The following is a 24,280-nucleotide window of genomic DNA, read 5'->3' on the forward strand; positions in this document are numbered from 1 at the left end:
TGTCCGAAAACATCTGTTCACCTATTCAGGTATTCATATGATCTCATCTCGAAACGGATATTTCGCACAAAGGCCGAACGCTGGGACCTTGGCCCCGCCAGTGGCACTCCGAGAGCGCTGTTATCGCAGGCCGTAGTCTGTTCCCCGTGCGCGTACTAGTAATCGGCTCCGGAGCCCGTGAACATGCCCTCCTTCTCTCTCTTGCTCGCGATCCAGGTGTCACGGCCCTGATCTGCGCGCCTGGCAATGCCGGGATCGCAAAAATCGCCGAGCAGCACCCCATCGACGTCGCTTCGGGTGACGCGGTTACCGCGCTGGCCCAGAAGGTCGAAGCCGACCTCGTCGTCATCGGACCCGAGGTTCCGCTGGTCCTCGGTGTCGCAGACGCGGTGCGCGCAGCAGGTATCGCCTGCTTCGGGCCTTCGGCCGACGCCGCCCGCATCGAGGGATCGAAGGCTTTCGCCAAGGACGTGATGGCTGTCGCCGGCGTCAAGACCGCTCACAGCGAGATCGTCGACAATCCGGCCAAGCTCGACGAAGCACTCGACCGCTTCGGTCCCAACTGGGTGGTCAAGGACGACGGATTGGCCGCGGGTAAGGGCGTAGTCGTCACGACGGATCGTCTCGCCGCGCGCGATCATGCCGCAGAACTGCTCGAGACCGGACACCCGGTTCTCCTCGAGTCCTTCCTCGACGGTCCGGAAGTTTCGCTCTTCTGCCTCGTCGACGGCGAAACCGTGATCCCGCTGCTCCCGGCACAGGACCACAAGCGAGTAGGCGACGGAGACTCCGGACCCAACACCGGCGGCATGGGCGCGTACACCCCATTGCCGTGGCTGCCCGACGAGATGGTCACGCAGATCGTCGACGACGTCGTCAAGCCTGTCGCTGCCGAGTTGGTCGCGCGCGGTAGCAGTTTCTCCGGCCTTCTCTACGCCGGTCTGGCGATCGGTGTCGACGGCCCGGCCGTCGTCGAATTCAACTGCCGGTTCGGTGACCCCGAAACTCAGGCCGTGCTTGCTCTCCTCGAAACGCCGCTGGGCGGTCTACTCAATGCGGCCTCGACCGGAACACTCGATTCGGTCGGTCCGTTGCAGTGGCGCGACGGTTCCGCTGTCACGGTCGTGATTGCCGCGGAGAACTACCCGTCAACCCCACGCACCGGCGACGTGATCACCGGAGCCGACGCCGACGGAGTCCTGCACGCCGGTACCAAGAAGCGTGAAGACGGTGCCGTCGTCTCGGCCGGCGGGCGTGTGCTGAGTGTTGTCGGAGTGGGCAAGGATCTGACCGAAGCTCGCGACGACGCCTACGCAAAGATCGCCGACGTCAAGCTTCCCGGCGGTCATTTCCGCAAGGACATCGGGCTCGGCGCCGTCGAAGGTCGTATCTCAATTCCCTGACTCGTTCTTTCGGAGGGCCGGTGAACTTTCTGTTCATCGGCCCTTTTCATGGAAAATCAACGGTTCCTTGAAGTTACCCACGAGTATGGACTTCTCGTTCGGTTTCTCCCGGTATATCTCAGCGCGGGGGTCACGGAAAGAGAAGGGCACACTTGAGCATTCGCGCTGGATCCAACGAACGGCACGCACGTACCAATTCCACGCTCTCGCGTAGAAACTTCTTGGCAGCAACAGGATTAGCTGTGGGGGCCGCCGCACTCTCGTCCTCGTGGACCACGGCGGCCGCTGCGCCCAGACGAGCATTGAACGACGGAGACCGTGTCCCCGCGCTCGTGATCGGCAGTGGATACGGCGGTGCCGTTGCGGCACTTCGCCTGACACAGGCCGGTATCGACACGCACATGGTCGAGATGGGGAAGTCGTGGACCACACCAGGGTCCGACGGCAAGATCTTCTGCCCGATGCTCTCGCCCGACGGTCGGTCCTTCTGGCTCAGAGACCGTACAGTTCAACCGGTTTCACACTTCTCCGGCGGCTCGGTGGACAAGAACATCAGCCGCTACGTCGGTGTTCTCGACGCCGAGGACTTCGGCGGGATCAAGGTCTACCAGGGCCGAGGGGTCGGCGGTGGGTCGCTGGTCAACGGCGGTATGGCCGTCACACCCAAGCGTAACTATTTCGAAGAGATCCTGCCCGGTGTCGATTCCAACGAGATGTACTCGACGTATTTCCCGCGCGCGAACGCTGCGCTCGGAGTCAACAACATCGACCCGGCCTGGTTCGAATCGACCGAGTACTACAAGTTCGCGCGGACGGGGCGAAAGACCGCTGAGAGATCCGGTTACACAACAACGTTCGTGCCGAATGTCTACGACTTCAACTACATGAAGCAAGAAGCTGCCGGCCAGGTCACCAAGTCCGCTCTGGTCAGTGAGGTCATCTACGGCAACAATGCCGGAAAGAAATCTCTGGACAAGACGTACCTCGCTGCGGCATCCGCCACCGGCAAGCTCACCATTTCAGCTCTGCACGTCGTGACCTCGGTTTCCCCGGCCGCGACCGGCGGTGGCTATCAAGTGGTGATGAACCAGATCAACGAGCAGGGCAATACCGTCGGCACCAAGACAGTGACGGCGGACAAGGTCTTCTTCGCGGCCGGCAGTATCGGGACCAGCAAGCTCCTGGTCGCGATGAAAGCGCAAGGGCAGCTGGCGAATTTGCCGGGTGCAGTTGGACAGGAATGGGGTCACAACGGCAACGTGATGGTGGGCCGCGCCAATCACATGTGGGACGCCACCGGTGCGAAGCAGTCGGCGATCCCCGTGATGGGTATCGACAACTGGGCCGACACATCCGCTCCCGTCTTTGCGGAAATCGCACCCTTCCCGGCCGGTACCGAACTGTGGGTCAGCCTGTACTTGGCGATTGCCAAGAATCCGCAACGTGCTCAGTTCCAATTCAACTCGGCAACAGGCAAGGTCGGATTGAACTGGCAGCGCTCGCAGAACCAGCCGTCGATCGACATGGCGAAGAAGCTCTTCGACAAGATCAACAAGAAGGAAGGCACGATCTACCGGACCGACCTCTTCGGCCCGACGCAGACGTGGGGCGATCAGTTGACGTACCACCCCCTCGGCGGTTGTGTGCTCGGCAAGGCGACCGACGGTTACGGTCGTCTGCCGGAGTACCCGGGTCTGTACGTCATGGACGGATCCCTCGTACCGGGCAATGTGGGAGTCAATCCGTTCGTCACCATCACCGCTCTGGCCGAACGGAATATCGAGAACATCATTGCGAACGACATGAACTAGGGCGGTAACTCGTCAGCAGGTGCGGTGCGGTGCGGCAGGTGCTGCACCGCACCGCTTCTGTATGTCCCGGAGTGTCATCGCGGTGCGTGATCTCGCAATGATCGATTGACTCGGTCGAGGATACCGACGGCAGTGGTCAATGTGTCGAGGTCGCCCTCGTCGAGGGCCGCCAATTCTTCGGCGAGAACGCCGATGCGTAGTTCGGATCGACGGTCTCGTCGCGCGCTTCGCTCGTCCTTCACGAAAAGTGTGCTCACTCGGCCGTCCGTGGGATCGGGTCGCCGCTCGATCAGGTCTTTGTCGGAGAGGATGCGCACCAGCGTGCTGACGGTGTTCGGGCGTCTGGAGAGGCGATCGGCCACGGCCCCGATGCGAGTGCCCGGATGGTGTGCGACATCGTGAAGTACTTCGGATTGTGCCTCTGGCAGAGTCGCGTCGGTACCCGACGTATCCATGTATTCCCGCAGCGCTCGACGCAATTCGAACGCCGCAGCGATGAGTGATCTCGATGCTTCTTCCGCGGTGGGCACGCGATCGGAGTAGCGATCGACCTCGTGTGATCCACGCCCTGGAACTGTATCTGACACAGATATAGTTTACAGTTCTTCAAAGGGTAGGGTCACCTAACCATGACGGAAGATGAAGCTGTCATGCTTCACGACGTACGGGACACGATCATGAATTTTCGAAAGAAGTCACGCAGTGTAATGCTGATCGGCGCACTGACATTGGTGGCAGCTCTCAGTGGCTGCTCGAGCGAGGACGCCTCGCCCACAGATGCCGAGATCAGTGCGTCGGCTCCGGCGGACTCTGCGTTTGTCGCTCCGCGAGAAGTCCCGGTTGGAATGGGGAGCGGAAAGTCGGACGGCGAGTTCCCTCGTACCGTCTCACACTTCAAAGGGGACACCACGATCGAATCGCAGCCCGAAAAGGTTGTCGTCATCTCGACCGGGCAAGCAGATGCTCTCCTGTCGCTCGGTGTCGTGCCCGCAGGTTCGACGCGTGGTGACGGTGCGGACCTGGTGCCTCCGTACTTGTTGTCTGCATACCCCGAATTCCGTACTCAGCTAAGTGATGTCGTTGACGCAGGTGGACGCTTCACACCGAATTTCGAAGCGATCGTCACGCTCGATCCTGACCTGATCTTGATGAATGTTGCAGGAAAGGACGCTGATTCGCTGTACGACCAGCTTTCTGCCATCGCACCCACGGTGGCAACACAGGGAACCGGCGTCTACTGGAAGCAGGACTTCCTGCTGGTTGCCGACGGGGTAGGTAAGACGCAGCAGGCGACGGTACTGCTGGATACCTTCAATACCGATGCCGCGGCCCTCGGTGCTTCCCTCTCGTCGCCGCCGACGGTGTCGTTCACGCGCCAGAACGGAAATCGTCTGCGCATCTTCGGTATTCCTTCGTTCACCGGCAGTATCGCCGAGGATGCCGGCTTGACCCGTCCGCAGTCGCAGCAGTTCGACGACACTTCCCGAGACATCAGTGAAGAAGAGTTGAACGTGGCGGACGCCGACTGGATCTTCTACGGCGTGCAGGGCGGGGACCCGGCGACATTGACGAACGCGCCGTTGTGGGCGCAGTTACGTGGTGTGGTCGCCAACCACGCCGTCGCTGTTGACGATGACGTCTTTTACCTCAATACCGGGCCGACTGCGGCTCGTGAAGTGCTGAAGGTTCTGCAGAGCGCATTGCAGCAGTAGTCGATTCAGCTTGGTTGTGAGTGCCGACGAATCGGAAGAGGGCTCCACCCACCGTGACTGCAAGCGTCGCGAGAATAGCTCCGGCGATGACGTCGGTGAGCCAGTGCGCACCCAAGTAGAGGCGAGTCAGCGCGACGACGACGGTGACCGTCACGGCGAGGAGCATCAGAAGGCGTTTGACGGCCGGTGTTCGGTCGACGCTCACAACGAGAACGGCAATGCCGAACAGCGCTGCTGTGCCCGTCACGTGACCGGAGGGGAACGAGTGGCCGGTCTCGAGAAGAACCTGGATGTTGGTCGGCGGACGTTCGCGACCGACGAGCGCTTTGATTACCGTGCTGGCGACCGCCGCCCCGCCAACGGTTCCGATCACGATCAAGCCCGGAACGACCGAACGCGCTCGCCATGAGATGAGCACTCCGCAGGTGATCCCGAGTAGCGCGGTGGCGACCGGGCTACCGAGATCTGTGACGGCGACCGCGATCTGGTTCAGGGCGCCGCTCCGATGATCGACCATCCAGTCGGTCACCGGCCCGTCGAAGCTCGTCAACCACCCGCTTCCATACACCTGGATCGACAGCGTCACCAGTGCAAGCACGAGTCCGCACGTGCGAAGGGCTGTAGACCGAACGCCGGAAGCTCGGTAGATCGAACCGAACGCGAACAGAGCTGCGGCCACCACGATTGCGGCAACCGCGATCTCTGCGGTGGTGCTCTCGGTCAGGACTTCGGTGACCACGTTTCGCACGGTCGACACAGTTGCAGGCATGAATGCAGTGTGACGAGCCGAAGCTGAAGAAACGCTGAACGGAACTCGGCTCTGGGTCTACCGTCTGCTCTACTGGGTGCATCCGAACAACTGCGTGGCGACGAAACGGGGCCGGTGGTGCGAGTACTGGTGGTCGAAGACGAAGTGCGCCTGGCCGAGACGATCCGGCGGGGATTGGTGGCCGAGGGATTCGTGACCGCCGTCGAACTCAACGGTGACGACGGATTCGCGACTGCGTGCAGTGACGAATTCGACGTGATCGTTCTCGACATCATGTTGCCGGGCAAACACGGGTACGACATCGTGCGGGATCTACGCGCCCGGGAGATCTGGACGCCGATCCTCATGCTCTCGGCAAAGGACGGCGAATACGACCTGGCTGATGCATTCGATCTCGGCGCCGACGACTACCTGGTCAAGCCATTCTCGTTTGTCGTGCTTCTCGCTCGGCTGCGCGCACTGGTGCGTCGCGGCGCTCCACAACGTCCGGCGATACTCTCCGTTGGAGACCTGTCCCTCGACCCGGCCAAACATCAGGTGAGCAGAGCGGGAATCGAATTGACCCTGACGCCAAGGGAGTACAGCGTTCTCGAATTCTTGATGCGCAACAATGGTGTGGTGGTCACGAAGACCGAGATCGTTCGCTCTGTCTGGGACACCAACTACGAAGGTGACGAGAACATCGTCGAGGTGTATATCGGTTACCTTCGTAAGAAGCTCGACCTCCCGTTCGGAACTCAGAGCATCGAAACGGTCCGAGGCGTCGGGTACCGCTTTGTCGGCACTGCCTGATCTTCAGTCGTTCGGTACCGGAATCGTCACCTCGAATCGACTTCCACCGCCCGCCCTCTCGCTGACGGAAATGGTTCCGTGGTGCGCCGCAACTATTTCCGACGCGATGGCGAGTCCAAGTCCGGACCCGCCTCCCTGCCTCGACCGCGGCTGGTCCAGGCGGACGAAGCGTCCGAAGATTCGTTCGCGTTCTGCTTCAGGGATTCCGGGCCCGTCGTCCTCGATCACGATGTGGGCTTCGTTTCCGGCTTCGGAGCACTCCAGATACACGAGGGTCTCCGCATGCCGCACTGCATTGTCCACGAGGTTTCGCACCATCCGCGTCAATGCTCTCGGGTCTCCGGAGACCCGAACCGGAGCCACGGCAGCGGCGACCGTAACTGCGGAGATACCGTCGATCCTTTTCTGCTCGGCGAACAAGATGTCATCGAGGTCGACGTCGACGACGACGCCGAACTTTTCGAGTTCGCTTTCGTCAGAGCGCGCGAGAATCAACAGGTCTTCGATCAACTGCCGCATTCGGCGCGCCTCGGGAAGTAGTGCGTCTTCGATCAACGCGTCGTCGAGGAGATCCGGGCGTCGGTGTGCCAGTTCGAGGGCCGTCGTGATCGTCGAAAGCGGACTGCGTAACTCGTGTGAGGCATCGCTGACAAATCGTTGCTGGGCCAGCGCACCTTCGTCGAGGCGCGCCAGCATGTCGTTCATTGTTGTTGCCAGTCGGGCTATCTCGTCGTTCCCTGACGGGACAGGCACTCGTTCACCTTGACGCCCACTCGAAATCGACGCTACCCGAGCGCGGATGCGTTCGACGGGAGCGAGGGCCGAACCGACAAGGCGGTAGGTGGCAAACGCTGCCAGCCCCAGGACCAGAGGTCCGACTATGGCCAGCAGAACGGCAACGGTCGTCACCACGGTTTCAACCGGTTCGCGGTCGGCGCCGACGAAGACGGTGACTGGTCCGGTCGGCGTCTGAGCGCCTCGCCCGATCAGCCAGTAGTCCTCGTCGTCGGACTTCTTGACCCTTCCGAGAGCGTCCGACTCGTCAGGGCCGAGAAAACGTTCGGACAGGAGGTCGCTGTCGGTTCCCGGTGATTGGGCGACTATTCGGTGATCGGCGTCGACGATCTGCACGATTCCGATCTGACTGTCTGTGGACAGAAGCGAAGGGTCGAGATCGGCCGGATTCTTTCCGTTGAGCTGCTGGACCAATTGCGTGGCGCGAGCGTCGGAGCTGTTCAGCGCGGACAGATGCAGGGAGTTTGCCAGCACGAAAACCAGTGCAAGCCCGGCGATCACCAGGCAGAAGGCGATCACGAGTGTCGAAGCCACGGTCGAACGGGCACGCACGCTCCACCGGGAGGGGTGCAGAATCGACTCGCCGATGAAGTTCATGGCGTCCAGTCTGTACCTTCTCGGCTGTGCATTTACGAAGACGGGTGACGCGGTCCCGTAATCGGACCGCGTCACCCGTCTAGAGGATCAGGCCACTCGCTTGGCGGTGCGGCCGCCGAATTCGAGCATCACGGCGCGACCGGTGTCGTCGGTGACGAAGCGGCCCAACGCCCGGGTGGTGTCGGCGCGAGCAGCGAAGTCACGGTCGTTGAGGAAGGCGATCGGGATTGCCGGCGGCCAGACGATGTCCTCGTATTCACCGAGATCCTGCGCGCTGCCCATCCGGATGCCGATTCCCTCGTCACCGGGGGCGACGGTCATCGTCAGTGAGCCGGCCTGATACTTGCCCAGGACTGCGTCGACGGCAGCGGGTTCGGGCTCGACCACGTCCAGGGATGCCGGCGTGGGTAGTTCAGTGAGGTTGGCCATGCACCAGTCGACGATCTTCTTGCCGATTCCGCCGCCGAGGGCGTTGGTCAGCACGGTGACGGCGAAGTTCTTCTCGGGCACTGTCATGAACTCGGAGACCTGGAGGTTGCTCACGTTTCCGCCGTGCCGGACTACCTGTGTGGTTCCGTATCGAGTCAACAGCCATCCCAGGCCGACTTCTTCGAACATCATCGCGGCGGGACGCTGCGGCTTCTGCATCAACAACCGGGTGGACTCGTCGAGTGGCTGTCCTTCGCCGGGGTGTTCGCCAGACAGTGCGTAACGTGCCCAGACGAGTTGGTCTCGCACCGAGGACCACATTCCGCCGCAAGGGATCATGCCGCGGTCCAGTCCGGTTTCGTTGGACACGAACGGCACACCGTCGCGGATGTAGTGACCGAGTGCGAACCGGTGGGTCATCACGTCCCAGGGCAGGAAGGCCGAGTTCTTCATTTCGAGGGGGTCGAGCACGCGCTGCTTGACCAGCTCTTCGAAGGTCAGTCCGCTGATCTTGGCCACGACATGTCCGGCGAGAACGAATCCGGAGTTGCTGTAGGAGAAGACTTCTCCGACGGGAAATTCTTGTCGCAGTTCGTTCAGCCGTGAAACCGAGCGTCCCAGGGCGTCTTCGCCCCAGCCTGCCGAGAGGCCCGCGTCGCCGGTGAATCCGCCGGTGTGGGTGAGGAGGTGACGCATCGTGACTGTGCGCGTGGCTGTTTCGTCGGCGAAGGTCAGTTCGGGGACGTACTCGACCAAAGGGGTGTCGAGATCGAGTAGGCCGTCCTCGACGAGTGCCATCGCGGCTGTTGCGGCGAACACCTTTGTGGTGGAGCCGATCATGAACATCGTCTTGTCGGTGACCGGGAGTTGGGTTTCGACGCTCTCGATGCCACTGGTGACGACGATGTCCTTGTCGCCGTGAACGATGCCGACCGAGACGCCGGGGATGTTTGCCTCGACCCTCCACTGATCGACGAGTTCTTGAAGCTGTTCTTGCATCTTTGATTCCTCGAGTTCGCTGGCGTTCTGTGTTTCGGCGTTCTGTGTTTCCGTCATCGTATGTGTATCGGTCATCGTCACGCGTTAACCCGTGGTAGGAAGCGGAATCCGACGTACACTCCGTCTCGGTGCGGCCGTACCGTCGTCCAACCGGCGGCCCCGGGTTGACGGGTGGTCCAGGTCCCCGGGATCTGCGACGGTACGAGAGTGGCTACCGTTGCAGGCTTCTTCGGAGCTGTTTCGTCTTCCTCGGGATTCGGGATTACGTCGCCGATGACGGTGATCACGGCCTCGTCAGCGGACTCTCCACGACGGAACTCGATTGCTATCCCGCCCGAGCTGTACTTTCCCAGAACCGAATCCGGAATCGACTCCACACTCGCGGGGTTCGGGGCGAGGGCTTGCGGAGGTTCGAGTCCGACCAACGCGGCCGCGGCTTCGGTGAAGAGATCACGGTAGAGGCCGTCGGCCTTGCCGCCGCTGGTCAGCAGTGCGATCGCGACATTGTGGCGGGGGAAGATACGCAGATATGCGTGTTGCCCGATGGTGCTGCCGTCGTGCCCGAAAATCTCTTCGCTCGACCAGGTTTCGTGGAACCAGCCCAAGCCCCAACCCGACTTGTCCGGGAACAGTTCACTGATGTCGATTTCCGGTGTGCGCATCGCGGCGGCCGATTTTTCCGACACGATCCGTACGCCGTCGACGCTCTGTCCTTCGAGAAGACCGAGTTCCGCGAACGTGAGTAGATCTCCGATGCTGGCAGTGATGCAGCCGGCGGGCCCCATCGAGCGGGTGATCGGCCAGACGGGCATCACGACGGAGTTCCCCGTATGACCCGCTGCCACAGAGTATCTCGGTGTATCTCCGGTCAACGTGAGTGTGTGCGCGAGGCCGAGCGGATCGATGATCCGCTCCTTGAGGATGTCGTCCCAGATGCCGCCGCGAAGAACCTCGACGATACGAGCTGCAAGGACGTACGCGGAGTTCGAGTACGCGAAGCCGTCCTCGAGTGGATGAACCTGACGGAAGTCACGCAGGCCCTCGACGTAGCGTTCGACGACGTCGTCGCCGCGACCCTTGTCGATGAACAGGTCACCGTCGATTCCGTTGCGATGGTTCAGAAGTGCGCGAACCGTGATGCGGGCAGCTGTTTCCTCGTCCTGCAGTGCGAAATCGGGCAGGATCGACCGGACGGTCGCGTCCAGGTCGAGCAAGCCTTCGTCGACAAGCTGCATGACCAGCATCGCGGTCCATACCTTGGTGATGGATCCGATCTGGAACAGGGAGTCGGTGGATACCTCGACCCCGGTGTCTGCATTGATCACGCCGGAAGCCACCGTCGTACGGGTGATTTCCTTGCCGTTGGAATCGAGTGTGAGAATACCGAATTGAGCACCGGTGACGCCGTAACGCTCACACAGTACGTCCAGCGAACGCTTCCACGCGTCGGCTCCGGCAGACGCGTTGGCCAGGCCGGTCTTGGGCAGCTTCGCGGAGGTGTATCGCTTGACCCATTCGATGAGTCGTGTGCTGTAGTCGATTCGGTGCGAGATCGAGCCGTTGACGAGGAACCCGTGGCTTGCACCGGGATACGCCACCAGACGGGTGGGTACGTGCTGCTGGCGCAGTGCGGCGAACCAGGCCTCGGCTTGACCCAGCGGGCACCGCTCGTCCGACTTTCCGTGCAGGATCAGCGTCGGGGTCACCACGTTCTTCACGGCGGCGAGCGGTGAGGCTGCCAGGAGCCCCGCGGAGTTCTCGGGAACAGTCGTGCCGGTGGCGAGTGACGCGAGGTGCGGACCGAAATCGCAGACTCCGGCCATGGCGTTGAAATCGCAGATCAGCCCGCCGGCAACCGCAGCGGCAAAACGATCCGTCGCGGACGTCAGGTGACACGTACTGTATCCGCCGTAGCTGTACCCGGTGATCGCCAGACGGTCCCCGTCGACAAGTCCCTCGGCGACAAGCGCGTCGATCGGCTCGAGGAAGTCGGCTTGGTCGGAGGTACCCCAGGCGCCGTTGACGGCGTACATGAAGTCTGCGCCGTACCCGTCCGACCCACGTGGGTTGAGGGTCAGGATGCGCCAACCCTGGGCGGCGAGAACCTGGTGGGCGGGGTGATAGGTATCTGCAACGCCGGTCCACGCGTTGTGCGGTCCGCCGTGAATGTCGAGCAGAAGGGGTGCGGCACCACTGGTTTCGGGAGCGGACAGTAACCAACCATGCACGGTGCGGCCGTCGGAGATGGTGAACTCGCGTTCCTCGGCGGCAAACAGTGTCACCTCGGGGAGTGCTTCTGCGGTGAATTTCGTCAGCGTGGTGACCGCGCCGCTGTCGAGATCGACGAGTGCGATCTCGCCGAAGGACTGCTGCGTGGTGACGATGACGGAGGCGACGCGGGCGTCACGGGCAACGGAGAGCGCCGAGACGACCTCGTTGGGATTGGCGACGAGGGATCGAGAGGTGCCGGTTTCGATGTCGGCCGCGTACAGATGCGTCCATCCACGATCGCGTAGGCAGAACACGATTTCGTCGCGAGTATTCGACAGTGCCGGTGTGCCGCCGGGGTAACCGGGTGCACCGGGCATCACGTTGCGATCGAGATGAGCTGTGAGGGTGACGTCGACCGGTGTCTCGGTTGGGCCGGGGACGGACAGCCGGATCAGGTCTGCAGTTCCGACACGGACCTCGGGAGTGCCGATGGCGACGACCGAATCTCCCTGCGGATGCCACAGTGTGGAGCCCTGCACTCCGGTGGCATGACCGAGTCGCTGCGGGGGAACCGACAGATCGTCGACGAGGATGCGGTAAGCGCTGAACGTGAGGTTCAGATCGCTGTCCGGTTCGAGATTCGCGGTGAAGGCAAGGGCCGTGCCGTCGGGCGACCAGGACGGAACGTCGGCATTCCAATCACCGTCGGTGAGCCGTCGAACTGCCTTCGTCTCCAGATCGACGGTGTGAAGGTGGCGACGGAAGGTGCCGAGCCAACCGGCACCGTCCACCTTGTATCCGAGTCGGTCGGTGACGATGGGAGCATTCGGATCGGCGGAGTCCGAGCGTGAGACCACAGCGGCGAACGCGATGGCATTTCCGTCCGGGCTCCAGGCTGCTGCACCGGCGCCGAGGGGGAGTGATGCTGATGTGGTGAGAGTTTCGGCCTCGCCACCGGCGAGCGGGATCAGGTGCAGCTGCGCGGAGTCGCCGACCTTACGCAGGAAGGCAATCGAGGTTCCGTCCGGAGAGAACCGAGGGGCAGAATCGGCGGGCCCTGCGGTGAGGCGGCGAGCCTGGGAATCGCGGGACACCGCCCAGAGCGATGTAGTTGCCTTTCCGGCAACAATTTCCGAGCGAACGAAGACGACCACGGTGCCGTCGGGAGAGATTGAGGTCTCAGTGGGTGTGACCACACGGTGGAGGTCGTCGAGAACAAATGGACGGTCAGTCATGTAGATCCTTCGAATCGGAGAAATAGATGCAGACGTAAAGCTTTGTCTTCCGGCTTATTTCAGAACGCGAATGCCAGGGCCGGCCAGGGTGCCGCCAACTGGTGCATACAGGGCCGTTGCGCCGTTGAAGAACATGAAGTTCGGCGACGTGGACACCGGAATGACGTCGGACGAGGTGAACAGTGCTTGTTCCGCTTCCTTCCACACCGAGCAGGATTCCTGCCCGGGCAGAACCGAGGCCTTCGCCGCCAGTTCGGCGTACTTTTGATTGTCGATCGATGCGAAGTTGACACCCGACGGTGGGGTGGGGCCGGCGAAGTACGGAACGAAGATGCTGGGGGTATCGCTCTGGACGGTCAGTCCGATCGAGATCGACCATGACGTCAGGTCTTTCGCTGCGAATGTGTTGGAAATGATGAAGTTGTTGTCACCACCACGAAGCTCTACCTTCGCACCGAGCTCCTGCCACTGCTTCATCGCGTATTCTGCTGCTGCAGAGGTGGTGTCGCGGTAGTTGGCAAAGATGACCGTCAATTGCAGCGCTTGACCGTCCTTGGTCAGGACACCGTCGGATCCGGGCTTCCAACCGGCGTCCGCAAGAGTCTTTTTCGCAGCGGCCATGTCGAACTTCGGAACTACACCGGTAACGCTGTCGAAGTCACACGCCCGCGGATCGACTACTGCCAGTGCCGTAGCTCGTGAGCCTTTGCCACCGGTGTTGATGTCCGTGTAATCGTCGAGATCGATCGCCTGCACGAGTGCGGTGCGTACGGCCTCGTCCTTGGTGGGGAGAGCCGCATTGTGGTTGAAGATGAACTGTCCGCTCAGGGTGTTGGACGTCATCGACTCGAGGCCTGAAGCTTCCACACGTTCGATATCCGCGCCGGCAACCGGGGCCGCGTTGACCGTTCCGGTGAGGACGAGATTCGCCGTCGTCGCGGCGTCGGTCACGACCTTGATCGTGACCGTCTTGGGCACTCCGAGCGTGTCCGACGTGGTTTCGCCGTTCGGCCCCCAGTTGTATCCGTCGCGGCGTTCGAGCGTGACGTGATCGTTGGCCACTACTTCGGTGATCTTGAACAGTCCGGTTCCGTTGCTGCTGCCTCGAACACTGGCAGGGTCGTCGAGGGCTGCCTGGCACGCCATCTTGAGAGCGCCGATGCGCTCGAGGAGGAAGGGCGCGGGTTCCGTTGTCTTGATCGTGAGCTCGTCACCATCAGCGGTTGCTACCGCAGTTTCGGGTACGGATGCTCCCAACCACGGCGAGCCGTTGGTCGTGTCGACGACCCAGTTGATGTTGTTTGCCGCTGTCTGGGCAGTGAAGGTCGTGCCGTCTTCACACGTGATCCCCTTTTTGAGGGTGAAGTTCAGCGAAGTTCCGTTCTCGCTCCATTTTTCGGCCAGATACGTGCCCGCTGCGCGGGTTTTGGGGTCGATGGCCAACAACGAGTCATTCGTATAGCTGTTGATCGCCTGCGTGGCAGTCAGATTGGTGATCAGGGGATGAAGGTTGCCGGGATCGGTGTTCACGATCGTGGTGAAACTGCCGTCCTTCGCGTAGTCGCCGGAAGAAGCGCCGCCAGGATCAGAGGTGCTTCCGCACGAGGCAACCGTGAGAACGCCGATCGTGACCAGAGCCGCAGTGGGCACTGAGCGAGCTTTCATCTGATGCACCTTTTGATCGAAGGAAGTCGTTGATCAATGTTGCGCGAGGGACGTGGCCCAGGTCTCGTTGAATCGACTCATGCTGAGCGCCTGAATCTGTCGGATCGTCACAATGGGTGGTCGTCGTTTCTTGTCGCACCACGGTTCGACTACCGTCGGAGTGTGCGCTCAGAATCTCGTCGATCAGATATCCAGACCTTCCATGTCATGGATGTATGGAAGGCCGCGACCGAACGTCAGCGGACACATGGTGACGTCCTGACCTTGGCGGCAGGTCAACCGTCGACGCCCGCGCCGGCACCGGTGCTACGTGCGACGCGAGAGATTCTGGGCACCGAACTACTCGGGTATACCGAGACTTTCGGGATCCTGCAGCTACGCGAGGCTATTGCGCGCTACCACAGCGAGCGATCGGGAATCGCCGTCGACGCCGAAGACGTGGTGGTGACGACCGGTTCGTCCGGGGCGTTCACCTTGCTCTTCCTGGCCGCGTTCGACGAGGGCGACACCGTGGTGGTTGCTCGACCCGGATATCCCGCGTACCGCAATACCCTTGCCGCTCTCGGCTGCAACGTCGTCGAACTCGACTGCGGGCCGGCAACTCGATACCAGCCGACAGTGGAAATGCTCGAGGCTTTGCCGTCGCCGCCTGCCGGTCTGATCGTCGCGAGCCCGGCAAATCCCACGGGCACGGTGATCTCGCCCGAGGAGCTCGCTGCATTGGCGACGTGGTGCGAGCAGCACGGAACTCTTCTGATCTCGGACGAGATCTACCACGGCATCGGATACGGCGATCAGCACACGTCGAGCGCCTGGGAGACCTCACGCGAATCCGTCGTGATCGGCTCGGTGTCCAAGTACTTCTCGATGACGGGTTGGCGACTCGGGTGGATGTTGGTGCCGACCTATCTTCGGCGCCCGCTGCAGAGACTCGCGTCGAACATGACCGTGTGTCCGCCCGCGATCTCTCAGTACGCCGCCGTCGAGGCGTTCTCGGACGAGGCGAAGGTCGAGTTGGACGGGCACGTTCAGCGGTACGCCGTCAATCGTGAACTGTTGTTGACCGGGTTGCCGAAACTGGGCATCACCGAGTTGGCTCCCGCCGACGGTGCGTTCTACGTCTACGCGGACATCGGCCATCTGTGTGGCGACGAGGGCGCCACCGCGTGGTGTGCCCGGTTGCTGACAGATACCGGGGTCGCGCTGGCACCCGGAATCGATTTCGACACCGTCCACGGAAACCGGATGGTCAGACTCTCGTTCGCGGGTGCGACAGCCGACATCCAGGAGGCACTGGCCCGCCTCGAGAAGTGGCTCGGGTAACAAACAGCAGGGTCTTCGAGCTGTTTCGCCATGCGGAGGTGCCCTCTGCTGGCACGATGTCGTGGTGTCTTCTGCAGCTACGCCCAAGGGCGAACGACGTCGCCAAGCTCTGGTGGCGTCCGCTGCTGAACTTTTGCTGGAGGGCGGGTTCGACGCCGTTCGTCACCGAGCGGTGGCAACCAGAGCTGACCTTCCACTGGCTTCGACGACCTATTACTTCGACTCACTCGACGATCTGATCGCGTGTGCCGTCGAGCTCAACGGCAACGCCGACATGGAAGCGATGCGCGCCAGAGTGGCTGCGGTGACCCAACGTCGGCGGGGCGCGGAATCAACCGTCGAACTGTTGGTCGAGCTGCTGCTCGGAGACGAAGAGAAGCGGCCGGAGAGCCGCGAGCGTTTGATCTCGCGCTACGAACGATTCGTCGCGTGTGCTCGTCATCCCGCACTTCGTGACGTGCAGTTGCGGCTACGAGCCCAGCTCGACGACCTGTTGACCGATGCGCTTCGACGCTCGGGCCGGTCGGCTCCCGAGGGGCAATTGCGCCGTCTCGTCGCGATGGTCGACGGTGCGATGATCACGGCTCTGGGGGAGTACGACCCGGACCCACGGGGGTTGGCCAGGGGAATGCTCTTGGAATCGATCGACGTGATGGCGCCGCCGGTCTAGCTCGGTCTCTATCGGGGGTAACGGCACTGCTTGGCCCCCGTTAGACTGAGGCCTCGTGAGCCGCATCCCGAATGTCCTTGCCAACCGCTACGCCAGCCCGGAGCTCGTCGCTCTGTGGTCTCCCGAGTACAAGATCGTGCTCGAGCGTCAATTGTGGGTGGCGGTGTTGCGTGCGCAGGCAGAGCTGGGCATCGACATTCCGGCCGACGCCATCGACGACTACGAGCGTGTCATCGACAACGTCGACCTCGAGTCCATCGCGGACCGCGAGCGGGTCACCCGCCACGACGTGAAGGCACGCATCGAGGAATTCAACGCACTCGCCGGGCACGAGCAGGTCCACAAGGGCATGACCAGCCGCGACCTCACCGAGAACGTCGAGCAGCTGCAGATCGTGCGTTCTCTCGAACATGTCTACAACCACGGCATCGCCGTCGCCGCCCGTCTGGGTGAGCGCGCCGCCGAGTACTCGTCCATCGTTATGGCCGGCCGCTCGCACAACGTCGCAGCTCAGGCCACCACCTTGGGCAAGCGTTTCGCTTCGGCCGCCGACGAGCTGCTGGTTGCACTGACGCGTCTGCGCCAGCTGATCGACCGGTACCCGCTTCGTGGGATCAAGGGCCCGATGGGGACCGCTCAGGACATGCTCGACCTCCTCGACGGCGATGCGGCCAAACTCGAGCAGCTCGAAGCGAAGGTTGCGGAGCACCTCGGATTCGCTCACGTGTTGACCAGCGTCGGCCAGGTGTACCCGCGTTCCCTCGACCACGACGTCATCTCCGCGCTCGTTCAGGTCGGCGCGGGACCGTCGTCGTTTGCACACACGCTCCGCCTGATGGCCGGCCACGAGTTGGTCACCGAAGGCTTCCAGCCCGGCCAGGTCGGCAGCTCGGCGATGCCGCACAAGATGAACACCCGCTCGTGCGAGCGAGTCAACGGACTTCAGGTGATCCTGCGCGGATACGGCTCCATGGCAGCCGAGCTTGCGGGTGCGCAGTGGAACGAGGGCGACGTCTTCTGCTCCGTCGTGCGCCGCGTCGCGCTTCCGGACGCGTTCTTCGCGATCGACGGCATGTTCGAGACCTTCCTGACCGTGCTGATCGAGATGGGCGCGTACCCGGCCGTCATCGAGAAGGAACTGACCAGGTATCTGCCGTTCCTCGCCACGACGCGCGTGCTCATGGCCGCCGTCCGCGCCGGCGTCGGACGCGAGACCGCACACGAGGCGATCAAGGAGAATGCCGTCGCAGTTGCGCTGGCGATGCGTGAAGAGGGCAAGGAGCCCGACCTGCTCGATCGCCTTGCCGCCGACGACCGTTTGCCGCTCGACCGCGTTGCACTCGACGAGGCCCTGGCCGACAAGGCTGCTTTTGTCGGTGCCGCTTCGGCTCAGGTCGATGCCGTTGTCGCCGAGGTGCAGAAACTTGTCGACGCCAACCCCGAAGCTGCGGCGTACGCGCCGTCGCCGATTCTGTAAGGGCTACGCCCCGTGCGCCTTTTCGGTGGTCACCACTACCGAAAAGGCGCACAGGGGCCGGAGACCATGGACTGCATCTTCTGTTCCATCATCGCCGGTGAGGCCGAGGCCAGTGTCGTCTACGACGATGCGAACGTTCTTGCCTTCATGGATATTCGGCCGTTCACATCCGGCCATCTCCTGGTCGTGCCGAAGCGCCACGCCAGTGGATTGTCCACGCTCGATCCCGACGACGGTGCCAGGATCTTCGCCGTCGCGCAGAAGATCGCCGCGGCGATGCGTACCGGATCTCTTCCCGTCGACGGAGTGAATCTGCACCTCTCCGACGGAGCTGTTGCGGGGCAGGAAGTCTTCCATGTTCATCTGCATGTCATTCCGCGAAATCGCGGCGACGGCTTCGGCCTGCGCGCCCTACCTCGTACGCCCAATCGGACAATCCTCGACAGCACGGCTGCCGTCATTCGAGGCGCACTGAACTAGAGGTTCACCCGGTGTGGGTGATTCGCGCCGAGGTTTCTCCCAGCACCATCTGGGTATGGCCGACATCGAACTGACGTATTCCTGCGGACTTGTCCCGAGGGACGGAGAGCTTCCCGCTCGCGAAACCATCGCAACGGTCTTCGACGAGCTCGACTTCCAAACAGCAGTGCAGGCGTACTTGTGGGCCATACCCATCGTGTCCTGGGCTCAGTGGATGGACGTGCATACCAACATCTTCGGAGCAACTGCCTCCGATATCGTCGTCTACCGCTCATATCGTGACCGACTAGGCCTGATCACCGCCAACGCGACGACTCCGTACATCTTGAACTTTTTCGATCTCGGTGCACCGGGGCCGTTGGTGATCGAATTGCCGCCAGGGCCGACCGCCGGGGGCATCGCAGATTTCTGGCAACGAGAATTCGCGGTGCTCGGTGAGATGGGCCCCGATGCAGGCAAGGGTGGCAAGACCCTGGTAGTCGGCCCAGGCCAGAGTGCCGAGGACACAGGCGATTACACCGTTGTCCACTCCCCGATGATGCACATCATGTTCGGCTTCCGCACGCTCGATCCCGACCCGGCGCGCTCGGACGCGTTGGTCGACGCCGTCCGGGTGTACCCGTACTCCGATCGTGAGAACCCGACTCCGACGCGTCTGGTCTCACCGGACGGCAAGCCCTGGAGCGGAATTCAGCCGCGAGACCTTCGATACTGGGAACTCCTTCACGACATCGTGCAGGACGAACCTGTCGAAGAGCGCGACCGCTTCCCGATGGCGTGGCTTCGGCAGCTGGGGATTGAGAAGGGCAAGCCCTTCGCCCCGGATGATCGAGTGAGAAAGATCTTGCAACGGGCCGTCGAAGTGGGGGAGGTGTTCGCCCAGGCGAATGCGTTCGTCAAACGCTTCCCCGGTTCGCGCTACTGGCCGGATCGCCAGTGGGACTTGGCGATTGTCCTGGACAACTCAGCTCAGCGAGGGGACAACTACGACGAGTTCTACGAACGCGCGTCGTGGTTCTACGAGGCGGTCACCTTCTCCGAGGCGATGAAGAGTACGACGCCCGGACTCGGGCAGGCATATCTGGGTAGCTACGCCGACGCCGAGGGGCACTGGTTGGACGGAGGAAAGAGTTACACACTCCACGTACCCGCCGATGTCCCGGCAAAGTTGTTCTGGTCCGCGACGGTCTACTCGGTCGACACACGCTGCCTTGTCGACAACCAGCAGGGCCGAGGCGACCGTGGCTCGCGAGATCCCGATCTTGTTGTCAACGAGGACGGTTCGGTGGATCTCTACTACGGACCTACAGCTCCGGTAGGGAAGGAACCCAATTGGGTTCAGACCATTGCGGGTCAGCACTGGTTCTCGTACTTCCGCTTCTACGGACCGCTCGAACCGTATTTCGATCGGACTTGGAAGCTTGGTGACATCGAGCCGGCCTAGAGCGTGGTCTGTCTCACGGACTGCCGATCAGTTCGACAACGGAGTCCAGAAGGACACTGCGCCAGCACAACCAGTCGTGGCCGCCGTCGAAGATCCGACACGATACTTGCGCTCCTGCGGCCTTCAGTGCCTGTGCGACCGCTGCGCTGTGCCCGACCATGTCGGACTCGTGCTTACCTACTTCGAGGACAACGCGTAAACCGTCCGGTACGCCGTCGCGCTCGATCCGTGCGGCTATGTCTCCACCCGGCGGGCCGTCTTCCCCGCGCTTCAATCCGGTTGGCCACCAGAACGAACCGGACCCGCTGGCGACCAGCGCGAAGTGTTCGGGGAATTCGAGTGCTGCGAACATCGAAGCCAGGCCGCCGAAGCTCTGCCCCGAGACCACCGTTCGCGTTCGATCAGACGAGAAGGGTGTGACGGCGCGCACCTGCGGAAGCAGTTCGTCGACGACTGCACTCCAGTAGTCGCGGTTGCACGGCAATTCCTGCGAACGGCGTTGATTGTCAACGGAATCGATGGCCAGCAGAACGCAGGATTTCAGTTTGCCGGTCTGGACCGCACGATCGAACGCGGCGCCTGCCGGCATGACCTCGGCCCAGTGACGCCCGTCGAGAAGTATCACGAGCGGCCGTTCTTCGAGCGGTGTCAATCCGTCGTCCACGGTCTCGTAGATCCACACCGGCCGCTCGACGTCCAAAGTCGAACTAGCCCAGGTGAGCTGTATCGACTTCCTGAAAACTGGAGCATCCCAACCGAACTGGACCGGCGCCGAGGGCATCTCGGCGACGGAACGCCTTGTGTCCACACCTGCGGAAAGCGGATTGAGTGGGTCGGCAATTCGGTGCTCGAGCAACCCCAACCAGCGGGTGCGGCGGGTCGAGTCTTCCTTGCCTGCTCCCGGATAGTCGAACTCGTCGACTACGGACTTCGGTACCGGGATGATGCTGTAACTGCTACGCCAGGTGTTCGAGACTTCGGCGGTGTAGAACCACACCGGACTGTCGCCGAGTCGCTGCATCACGCTGAGTTGTTCTGCGTGATGGTCGGTCAGCGAATTTGCATCCAGGTAAACGCGCTCGACCTCGGTCTCCTCGGGCTGACGCCAGAGGAACGTAACTCGAACAGTCTGTGTATCAATGCTTTCGATGATCGGCGTTCCTTGTTGCACTATCCGATTCCAGGACGTCTCGATGTCGGGCGAGGCTGCGAGGGTAGCGGACAATTCGGTCACCGCCTGAGTTAGCATGAGCACAGCCTAACCTAATTTGATGGGCTTTTGAATTCGAGGAGTGGTCCGCCAGTGGGCGTCACAATGAAAAAATCACGCACCCTGAAGGTGCTCTCCGCAGTCTTGGTGGCAGGGTTCGCCCTCGTCGGTTGTAGTTCTGCGGATGCCGATTCCGATGCTGACTCAGCTGCATCGCAGGGTAATTGGCCGCGTACCGTGGAAACGCCGAAGGGGCCGGTGGAGATCACGTCGAAGCCGGAGAGGATCGTCTCGACCAGTGTGACGCTGACGGGCACGCTGTTGTCGATCGACGCTCCGGTGGTGGCTACCGCATCGACGGGACCGAACACCGACGTCTCGGATGCGCAGGGGTTGTTCACACAGTGGGGCGACATAGCAGAAGAACGCGGACTTGCAGTGTTGCCGATGGGCGGTGCGAACGCGGAATCCGTTCTGGCGCAGAACCCGGACCTGATCGTCGTCTCGGCAACTGGAGGTGACTCCGTCGTCGATCTGTACGAACAGTTCACGGCCATCGCGCCGACAATCGTGGTGGACTACGGCGGAAGTAGTTGGCAGGAAGTCGCCGCTGTGCTGGGTAAGGCGACAGGTCTCGAAGACAACGCGGCGGCCACGGTCGCGAAGTTCGACAGCGCAGTAGAGGCCGCGAAGGCCAAGATCACACTTCCCCCGCAGCCGACCACTGCGCTGGTCTACTACGAGGACGGCAGCGGTGCCAACATCTGGACGCACGAGTCGGGGCAGGCGAAGTTGCTCACGGCGATGGGTTTCACGGTCGCCGACATTCCCGAGTCCGCGAAGAGCAGTGAATCCATGGGTAAGCGCAAGGACATCATTCAGGTCTCGGCGGAGAACCTCTACGACGGTATCGCGGGCAACACCCTGATCTTGGTCAGTGCCGACGACGGTGCGGTGAAGGCGGTCGAGGCACTTCCACTGTTGGCCCAGCATCCGGCAATTCGTGATCACCACGTCTATGCCGTGGGTCTGGACACCTTCCGTCTCGACTACTACAGCGCAACCAACATGGTGAACCGGTTGGTCGAGCAGTTCAGCTGAGCCATAAGTACTAGGCCTTTCACCTTCAACTAGTGCTTTGGTAGGAGTCGGGAATCGAACATTCCCTTCACGTTCGCCGAATGTGGGACCAAGTGGTGCGCGCATGCCACCATGAACGTCAATCATCGGATGCGGAATGGGGAGTGGATGTTCGACTCGGCTGGTCAGAATGCCCCGGGGCAAGCCCTGGCATCGCGAGGGTGGGGACGTTTCAACCTGAACAACCCGGCCACGGCGGCCGTGATCGTCGGCCTGCTGAGTGTGCCGTGGGTGTTCGGTCTCGCCAGTCTCAAGACTGAACCCGAGACGAGCAATCGAGTGCTGAGCGATCCGGGAACCGTCGTCGGCATCATGGGTTTCCTGACGGTGTTGACCGTTGTGGCGTGTGCGCGCCGGCGGTACCCGATCGCGTACTACCTCCTGACGTTGGCAGGATCCGGCGGATTGATGCTCTTCCTCGGCAGTCGATCGCTGGGGGCCACGCCGCTTTTCTGGTTCGCGATCATGGCAGTGTCCATCCGAGTGACAGGCATGCGCCTGGTCGGACTGCTGGTCCTCGGAATGGCGATGGACGTGATCTTGGCGATGTATCTCACCGAACGGGACGGGCTGACGGTCGCCGAGGTTCAGGTGGGGGAGTTGCCTCACTTGTTCCTCGAACCGGCGGCAAACACCGTCACGAGTTTTCTGGTCGTCGCAGCCATGGGAAAGATCGTCGCGCGCCTGCGAAAACAAGCAGTGGAGAACAGTCAGGCAGTAGCGGATCTGCACCGGGACCGCGAACGCAAGATCGCGAATGCCGTTGTCGCCGAACGGCAGGACATGGCACGTGAACTGCACGACGTCGCTGCCCACCACATGACGGGCATGATCATCCAGGCTCGTGCCGCCGACAAGTTCTTCTCGAGCAATCCCGAACAAGCGCAAGCCCTTCTGGGTGGCGTCATCGAGCAGGGACAGCGGGCCCTCAACAGCTTGCGGCAGATTGTGGGGATACTTCGCCTGGGTGAGGAAGACCCCGATTTCCCGACGCCCATGGTCTCCGACATCGACGAGTTGGTGGACGACTGCAGGCGCACCATCTCGTCGATCTCGCTGGAGAAGGTCGGCCGCTTCGACGACCTGGACAGCGGAGTCCAGTTGACGTGTTACCGCATCGTGCAGGAGGCGTTGTCGAACGTCCTTCGCCATGCGCCGGGTAGCGAGTCCAAGGTGTGTCTGAGTCGAGAAGCCGGTGCGGTGAGGGTACGGGTGGTCAATACTCTCGGGAATGCTCGCCCGGCCTCCGACGGGCAAAGCCTCGGAATTGTGGGAATGCGCGAACGCGCGACGCTCATGGGTGGTCAACTGGACGCCGGACCGAATTCGGAAGGTGAGTGGGCTGTGCAGGCACTGGTGCCGGTGAACGGGAGGATCAACGCATGATCGATGTCCTTATTGCAGACGACCAGCAGGTGGTACGGCAGGGGTTCGAGCTGTTTCTCTCCGGTCACCCCGAGATTCGCGTCGTCGGGCATGCCAAGACGGGAGTCGAGGCGTACGAGCAGGTGCGTGCACTGCGTCCGGACGTCGTGCTGATGGATATCCGAATGCCGCATGGCGACGGGTTGACTGCGACCCGGGAGGTCCTTGCCGAGTTTCCCGGGACCCGCGTCATCGTGATCACCACGTTCGATCTCGACGAGTACGTTTTCGAGGCGCTCGACAGCGGTGCCGCAGGGTTCTTGCTCAAAGACGCCGATCCCGAAGAGCTCTCGTCGGCAGTGTTGACCGTGGCCGAAGGTGGTTCGGTGCTCTCGCCGAGATTGACGTCGAGACTGATCGTGGAGTTCGCGAGGCGCAAGCCGGCACCGATGTCCACGGCGCGCTCCGGATCGGATCACGGTCTCAGTGCGCGTGAGATGGATGTGGTGCAGTTGCTGTCACAAGGCTTGGGAAACAACGACATCGCAGATTCCCTCAGCCTCGAACAGAGCACGGTGAAGTCGCACATCAGCAACATCTGCAAGAAGCTGCAGGTGCGTACCCGTGTGCAGATCGTCATCTGGGCGTACCGAAACAACGTGATCGCCGTATCGCGCTGACGCACGGGACGCTGCGGCGCATCCGCCGCGGCACGGGCATAGAAGTACACGTGCCCCGGGTCCGATCCCTCGT

General features: G+C 62.1%; 19 protein-coding genes. 12 read left to right on the plus strand and 7 right to left on the minus strand.

Annotation, left to right across the window (positions count from 1 at the left end):
• Positions 1 to 146 precede the first annotated feature (146 nt).
• Both purD and P3G66_RS11215 read left to right on the plus strand, forming a co-directional pair.
• The gene (gene purD, locus P3G66_RS11210) at positions 147 to 1,403 is read left to right on the plus strand and encodes a phosphoribosylamine--glycine ligase (protein ID WP_007734401.1); all 1,257 of its coding nucleotides are present in this window, start codon (positions 147 to 149) and stop codon (positions 1,401 to 1,403) included.
• 242 nt (positions 1,404 to 1,645) lie between these two features.
• Positions 1,646 to 3,214 (plus strand): GMC oxidoreductase, encoded by a 1,569-nt coding sequence (locus P3G66_RS11215; RefSeq protein WP_197487702.1) that lies wholly within the window; start codon positions 1,646 to 1,648, stop codon positions 3,212 to 3,214.
• A 74-nt stretch (positions 3,215 to 3,288) separates the two neighbouring features.
• Here P3G66_RS11215 and P3G66_RS11220 read toward each other — a convergent pair whose 3' ends face one another.
• Positions 3,289 to 3,801 carry a MarR family winged helix-turn-helix transcriptional regulator gene (locus P3G66_RS11220; RefSeq protein WP_231917207.1) on the minus strand — a complete coding sequence of 171 codons (513 nt, stop codon included), beginning with the start codon at positions 3,799 to 3,801 and terminating at the stop codon, positions 3,289 to 3,291.
• 42 nt (positions 3,802 to 3,843) lie between these two features.
• Here P3G66_RS11220 and P3G66_RS11225 point away from each other — a divergent pair, with 42 nt between their 5' ends.
• A complete protein-coding gene (locus tag P3G66_RS11225) occupies positions 3,844 to 4,926 on the plus strand; it encodes an ABC transporter substrate-binding protein (protein ID WP_231917208.1) in 1,083 nt (360 codons plus the stop codon).
• Here the strand turns inward: P3G66_RS11225 and P3G66_RS11230 are convergent.
• Positions 4,862 to 5,695, minus strand: a complete 834-nt coding sequence (locus P3G66_RS11230) for a phosphatase PAP2 family protein (protein ID WP_207624134.1) — start codon at positions 5,693 to 5,695, stop codon at positions 4,862 to 4,864. The genes P3G66_RS11225 and P3G66_RS11230 overlap by 65 nt on opposite strands.
• Before the next feature lie 117 nt (positions 5,696 to 5,812).
• Here P3G66_RS11230 and P3G66_RS11235 point away from each other — a divergent pair, with 117 nt between their 5' ends.
• A complete protein-coding gene (locus P3G66_RS11235) occupies positions 5,813 to 6,487 on the plus strand; it encodes a response regulator transcription factor (RefSeq protein WP_037132434.1) in 675 nt (224 codons plus the stop codon).
• Between the two features lie 3 nt (positions 6,488 to 6,490).
• On the opposite strand, the gene P3G66_RS11240 is transcribed toward P3G66_RS11235, so the two are convergent.
• The 4 genes from P3G66_RS11240 to P3G66_RS11255 form a co-directional block, all read right to left on the minus strand.
• A complete protein-coding gene (locus P3G66_RS11240) occupies positions 6,491 to 7,879 on the minus strand; it encodes a HAMP domain-containing sensor histidine kinase (protein WP_208689855.1) in 1,389 nt (462 codons plus the stop codon).
• Positions 7,880 to 7,966: 87 nt separating this feature from the next.
• Positions 7,967 to 9,364: a serine hydrolase domain-containing protein gene (locus tag P3G66_RS11245; RefSeq protein ID WP_007734413.1), complete on the minus strand. Its 1,398-nt coding sequence runs from the start codon at positions 9,362 to 9,364 to the stop codon at positions 7,967 to 7,969.
• A 20-nt stretch (positions 9,365 to 9,384) separates the two neighbouring features.
• Positions 9,385 to 12,753, minus strand: a complete 3,369-nt coding sequence (locus P3G66_RS11250; RefSeq protein ID WP_218749169.1) for a serine hydrolase — start codon at positions 12,751 to 12,753, stop codon at positions 9,385 to 9,387.
• 54 nt (positions 12,754 to 12,807) lie between these two features.
• Positions 12,808 to 14,418 (minus strand): ABC transporter substrate-binding protein, encoded by a 1,611-nt coding sequence (locus P3G66_RS11255; protein ID WP_276116542.1) that lies wholly within the window; start codon positions 14,416 to 14,418, stop codon positions 12,808 to 12,810.
• A 162-nt stretch (positions 14,419 to 14,580) separates the two neighbouring features.
• Here P3G66_RS11255 and P3G66_RS11260 point away from each other — a divergent pair, with 162 nt between their 5' ends.
• The 5 genes from P3G66_RS11260 (at position 14,581) to P3G66_RS11280 (ending at position 19,812) form a co-directional block, all read left to right on the plus strand.
• Entirely contained in the window at positions 14,581 to 15,741 is a 1,161-nt protein-coding gene (locus P3G66_RS11260; RefSeq protein ID WP_037132442.1) for a pyridoxal phosphate-dependent aminotransferase, read from the plus strand.
• A 64-nt stretch (positions 15,742 to 15,805) separates the two neighbouring features.
• Positions 15,806 to 16,411, plus strand: a complete 606-nt coding sequence (locus tag P3G66_RS11265) for a TetR family transcriptional regulator (RefSeq protein ID WP_003945736.1) — start codon at positions 15,806 to 15,808, stop codon at positions 16,409 to 16,411.
• A gap of 55 nt (positions 16,412 to 16,466) precedes the next feature.
• Complete coding sequence (purB, locus tag P3G66_RS11270) at positions 16,467 to 17,888, plus strand: adenylosuccinate lyase (RefSeq protein ID WP_276116543.1); 1,422 nt, start codon at positions 16,467 to 16,469, stop codon at positions 17,886 to 17,888.
• A 66-nt stretch (positions 17,889 to 17,954) separates the two neighbouring features.
• On the plus strand, positions 17,955 to 18,368 hold the full coding sequence (locus P3G66_RS11275) for an HIT family protein (RefSeq protein WP_042920316.1): 414 nt from the start codon (positions 17,955 to 17,957) through the stop codon (positions 18,366 to 18,368).
• A 55-nt stretch (positions 18,369 to 18,423) separates the two neighbouring features.
• Positions 18,424 to 19,812: a DUF1254 domain-containing protein gene (locus P3G66_RS11280; protein WP_276116544.1), complete on the plus strand. Its 1,389-nt coding sequence runs from the start codon at positions 18,424 to 18,426 to the stop codon at positions 19,810 to 19,812.
• A 13-nt stretch (positions 19,813 to 19,825) separates the two neighbouring features.
• On the opposite strand, the gene fes is transcribed toward P3G66_RS11280, so the two are convergent.
• A complete protein-coding gene (gene fes / locus P3G66_RS11285; protein WP_070162186.1) occupies positions 19,826 to 21,061 on the minus strand; it encodes an enterochelin esterase in 1,236 nt (411 codons plus the stop codon).
• A 66-nt stretch (positions 21,062 to 21,127) separates the two neighbouring features.
• On the opposite strand from fes, the gene fepB reads away from it, so the two are divergent.
• The 3 genes from fepB (at position 21,128) to P3G66_RS11300 (ending at position 24,207) form a co-directional block, all read left to right on the plus strand.
• Positions 21,128 to 22,123 carry a Fe2+-enterobactin ABC transporter substrate-binding protein gene (fepB, locus tag P3G66_RS11290; RefSeq protein ID WP_037132295.1) on the plus strand — a complete coding sequence of 332 codons (996 nt, stop codon included), beginning with the start codon at positions 21,128 to 21,130 and terminating at the stop codon, positions 22,121 to 22,123.
• Positions 22,124 to 22,234: 111 nt separating this feature from the next.
• Positions 22,235 to 23,548, plus strand: a complete 1,314-nt coding sequence (locus P3G66_RS11295) for a histidine kinase (RefSeq protein ID WP_276116546.1) — start codon at positions 22,235 to 22,237, stop codon at positions 23,546 to 23,548.
• Positions 23,545 to 24,207 (plus strand): response regulator transcription factor, encoded by a 663-nt coding sequence (locus tag P3G66_RS11300; RefSeq protein ID WP_003945911.1) that lies wholly within the window; start codon positions 23,545 to 23,547, stop codon positions 24,205 to 24,207. The genes P3G66_RS11295 and P3G66_RS11300 overlap by 4 nt, the downstream gene beginning before the upstream one ends.
• Positions 24,208 to 24,280 lie beyond the last annotated feature (73 nt).

This window comes from Rhodococcus sp. C3V (genome assembly GCF_029269915.1).
GTDB lineage: Bacteria > Actinomycetota > Actinomycetes > Mycobacteriales > Mycobacteriaceae > Rhodococcus_F > Rhodococcus_F qingshengii.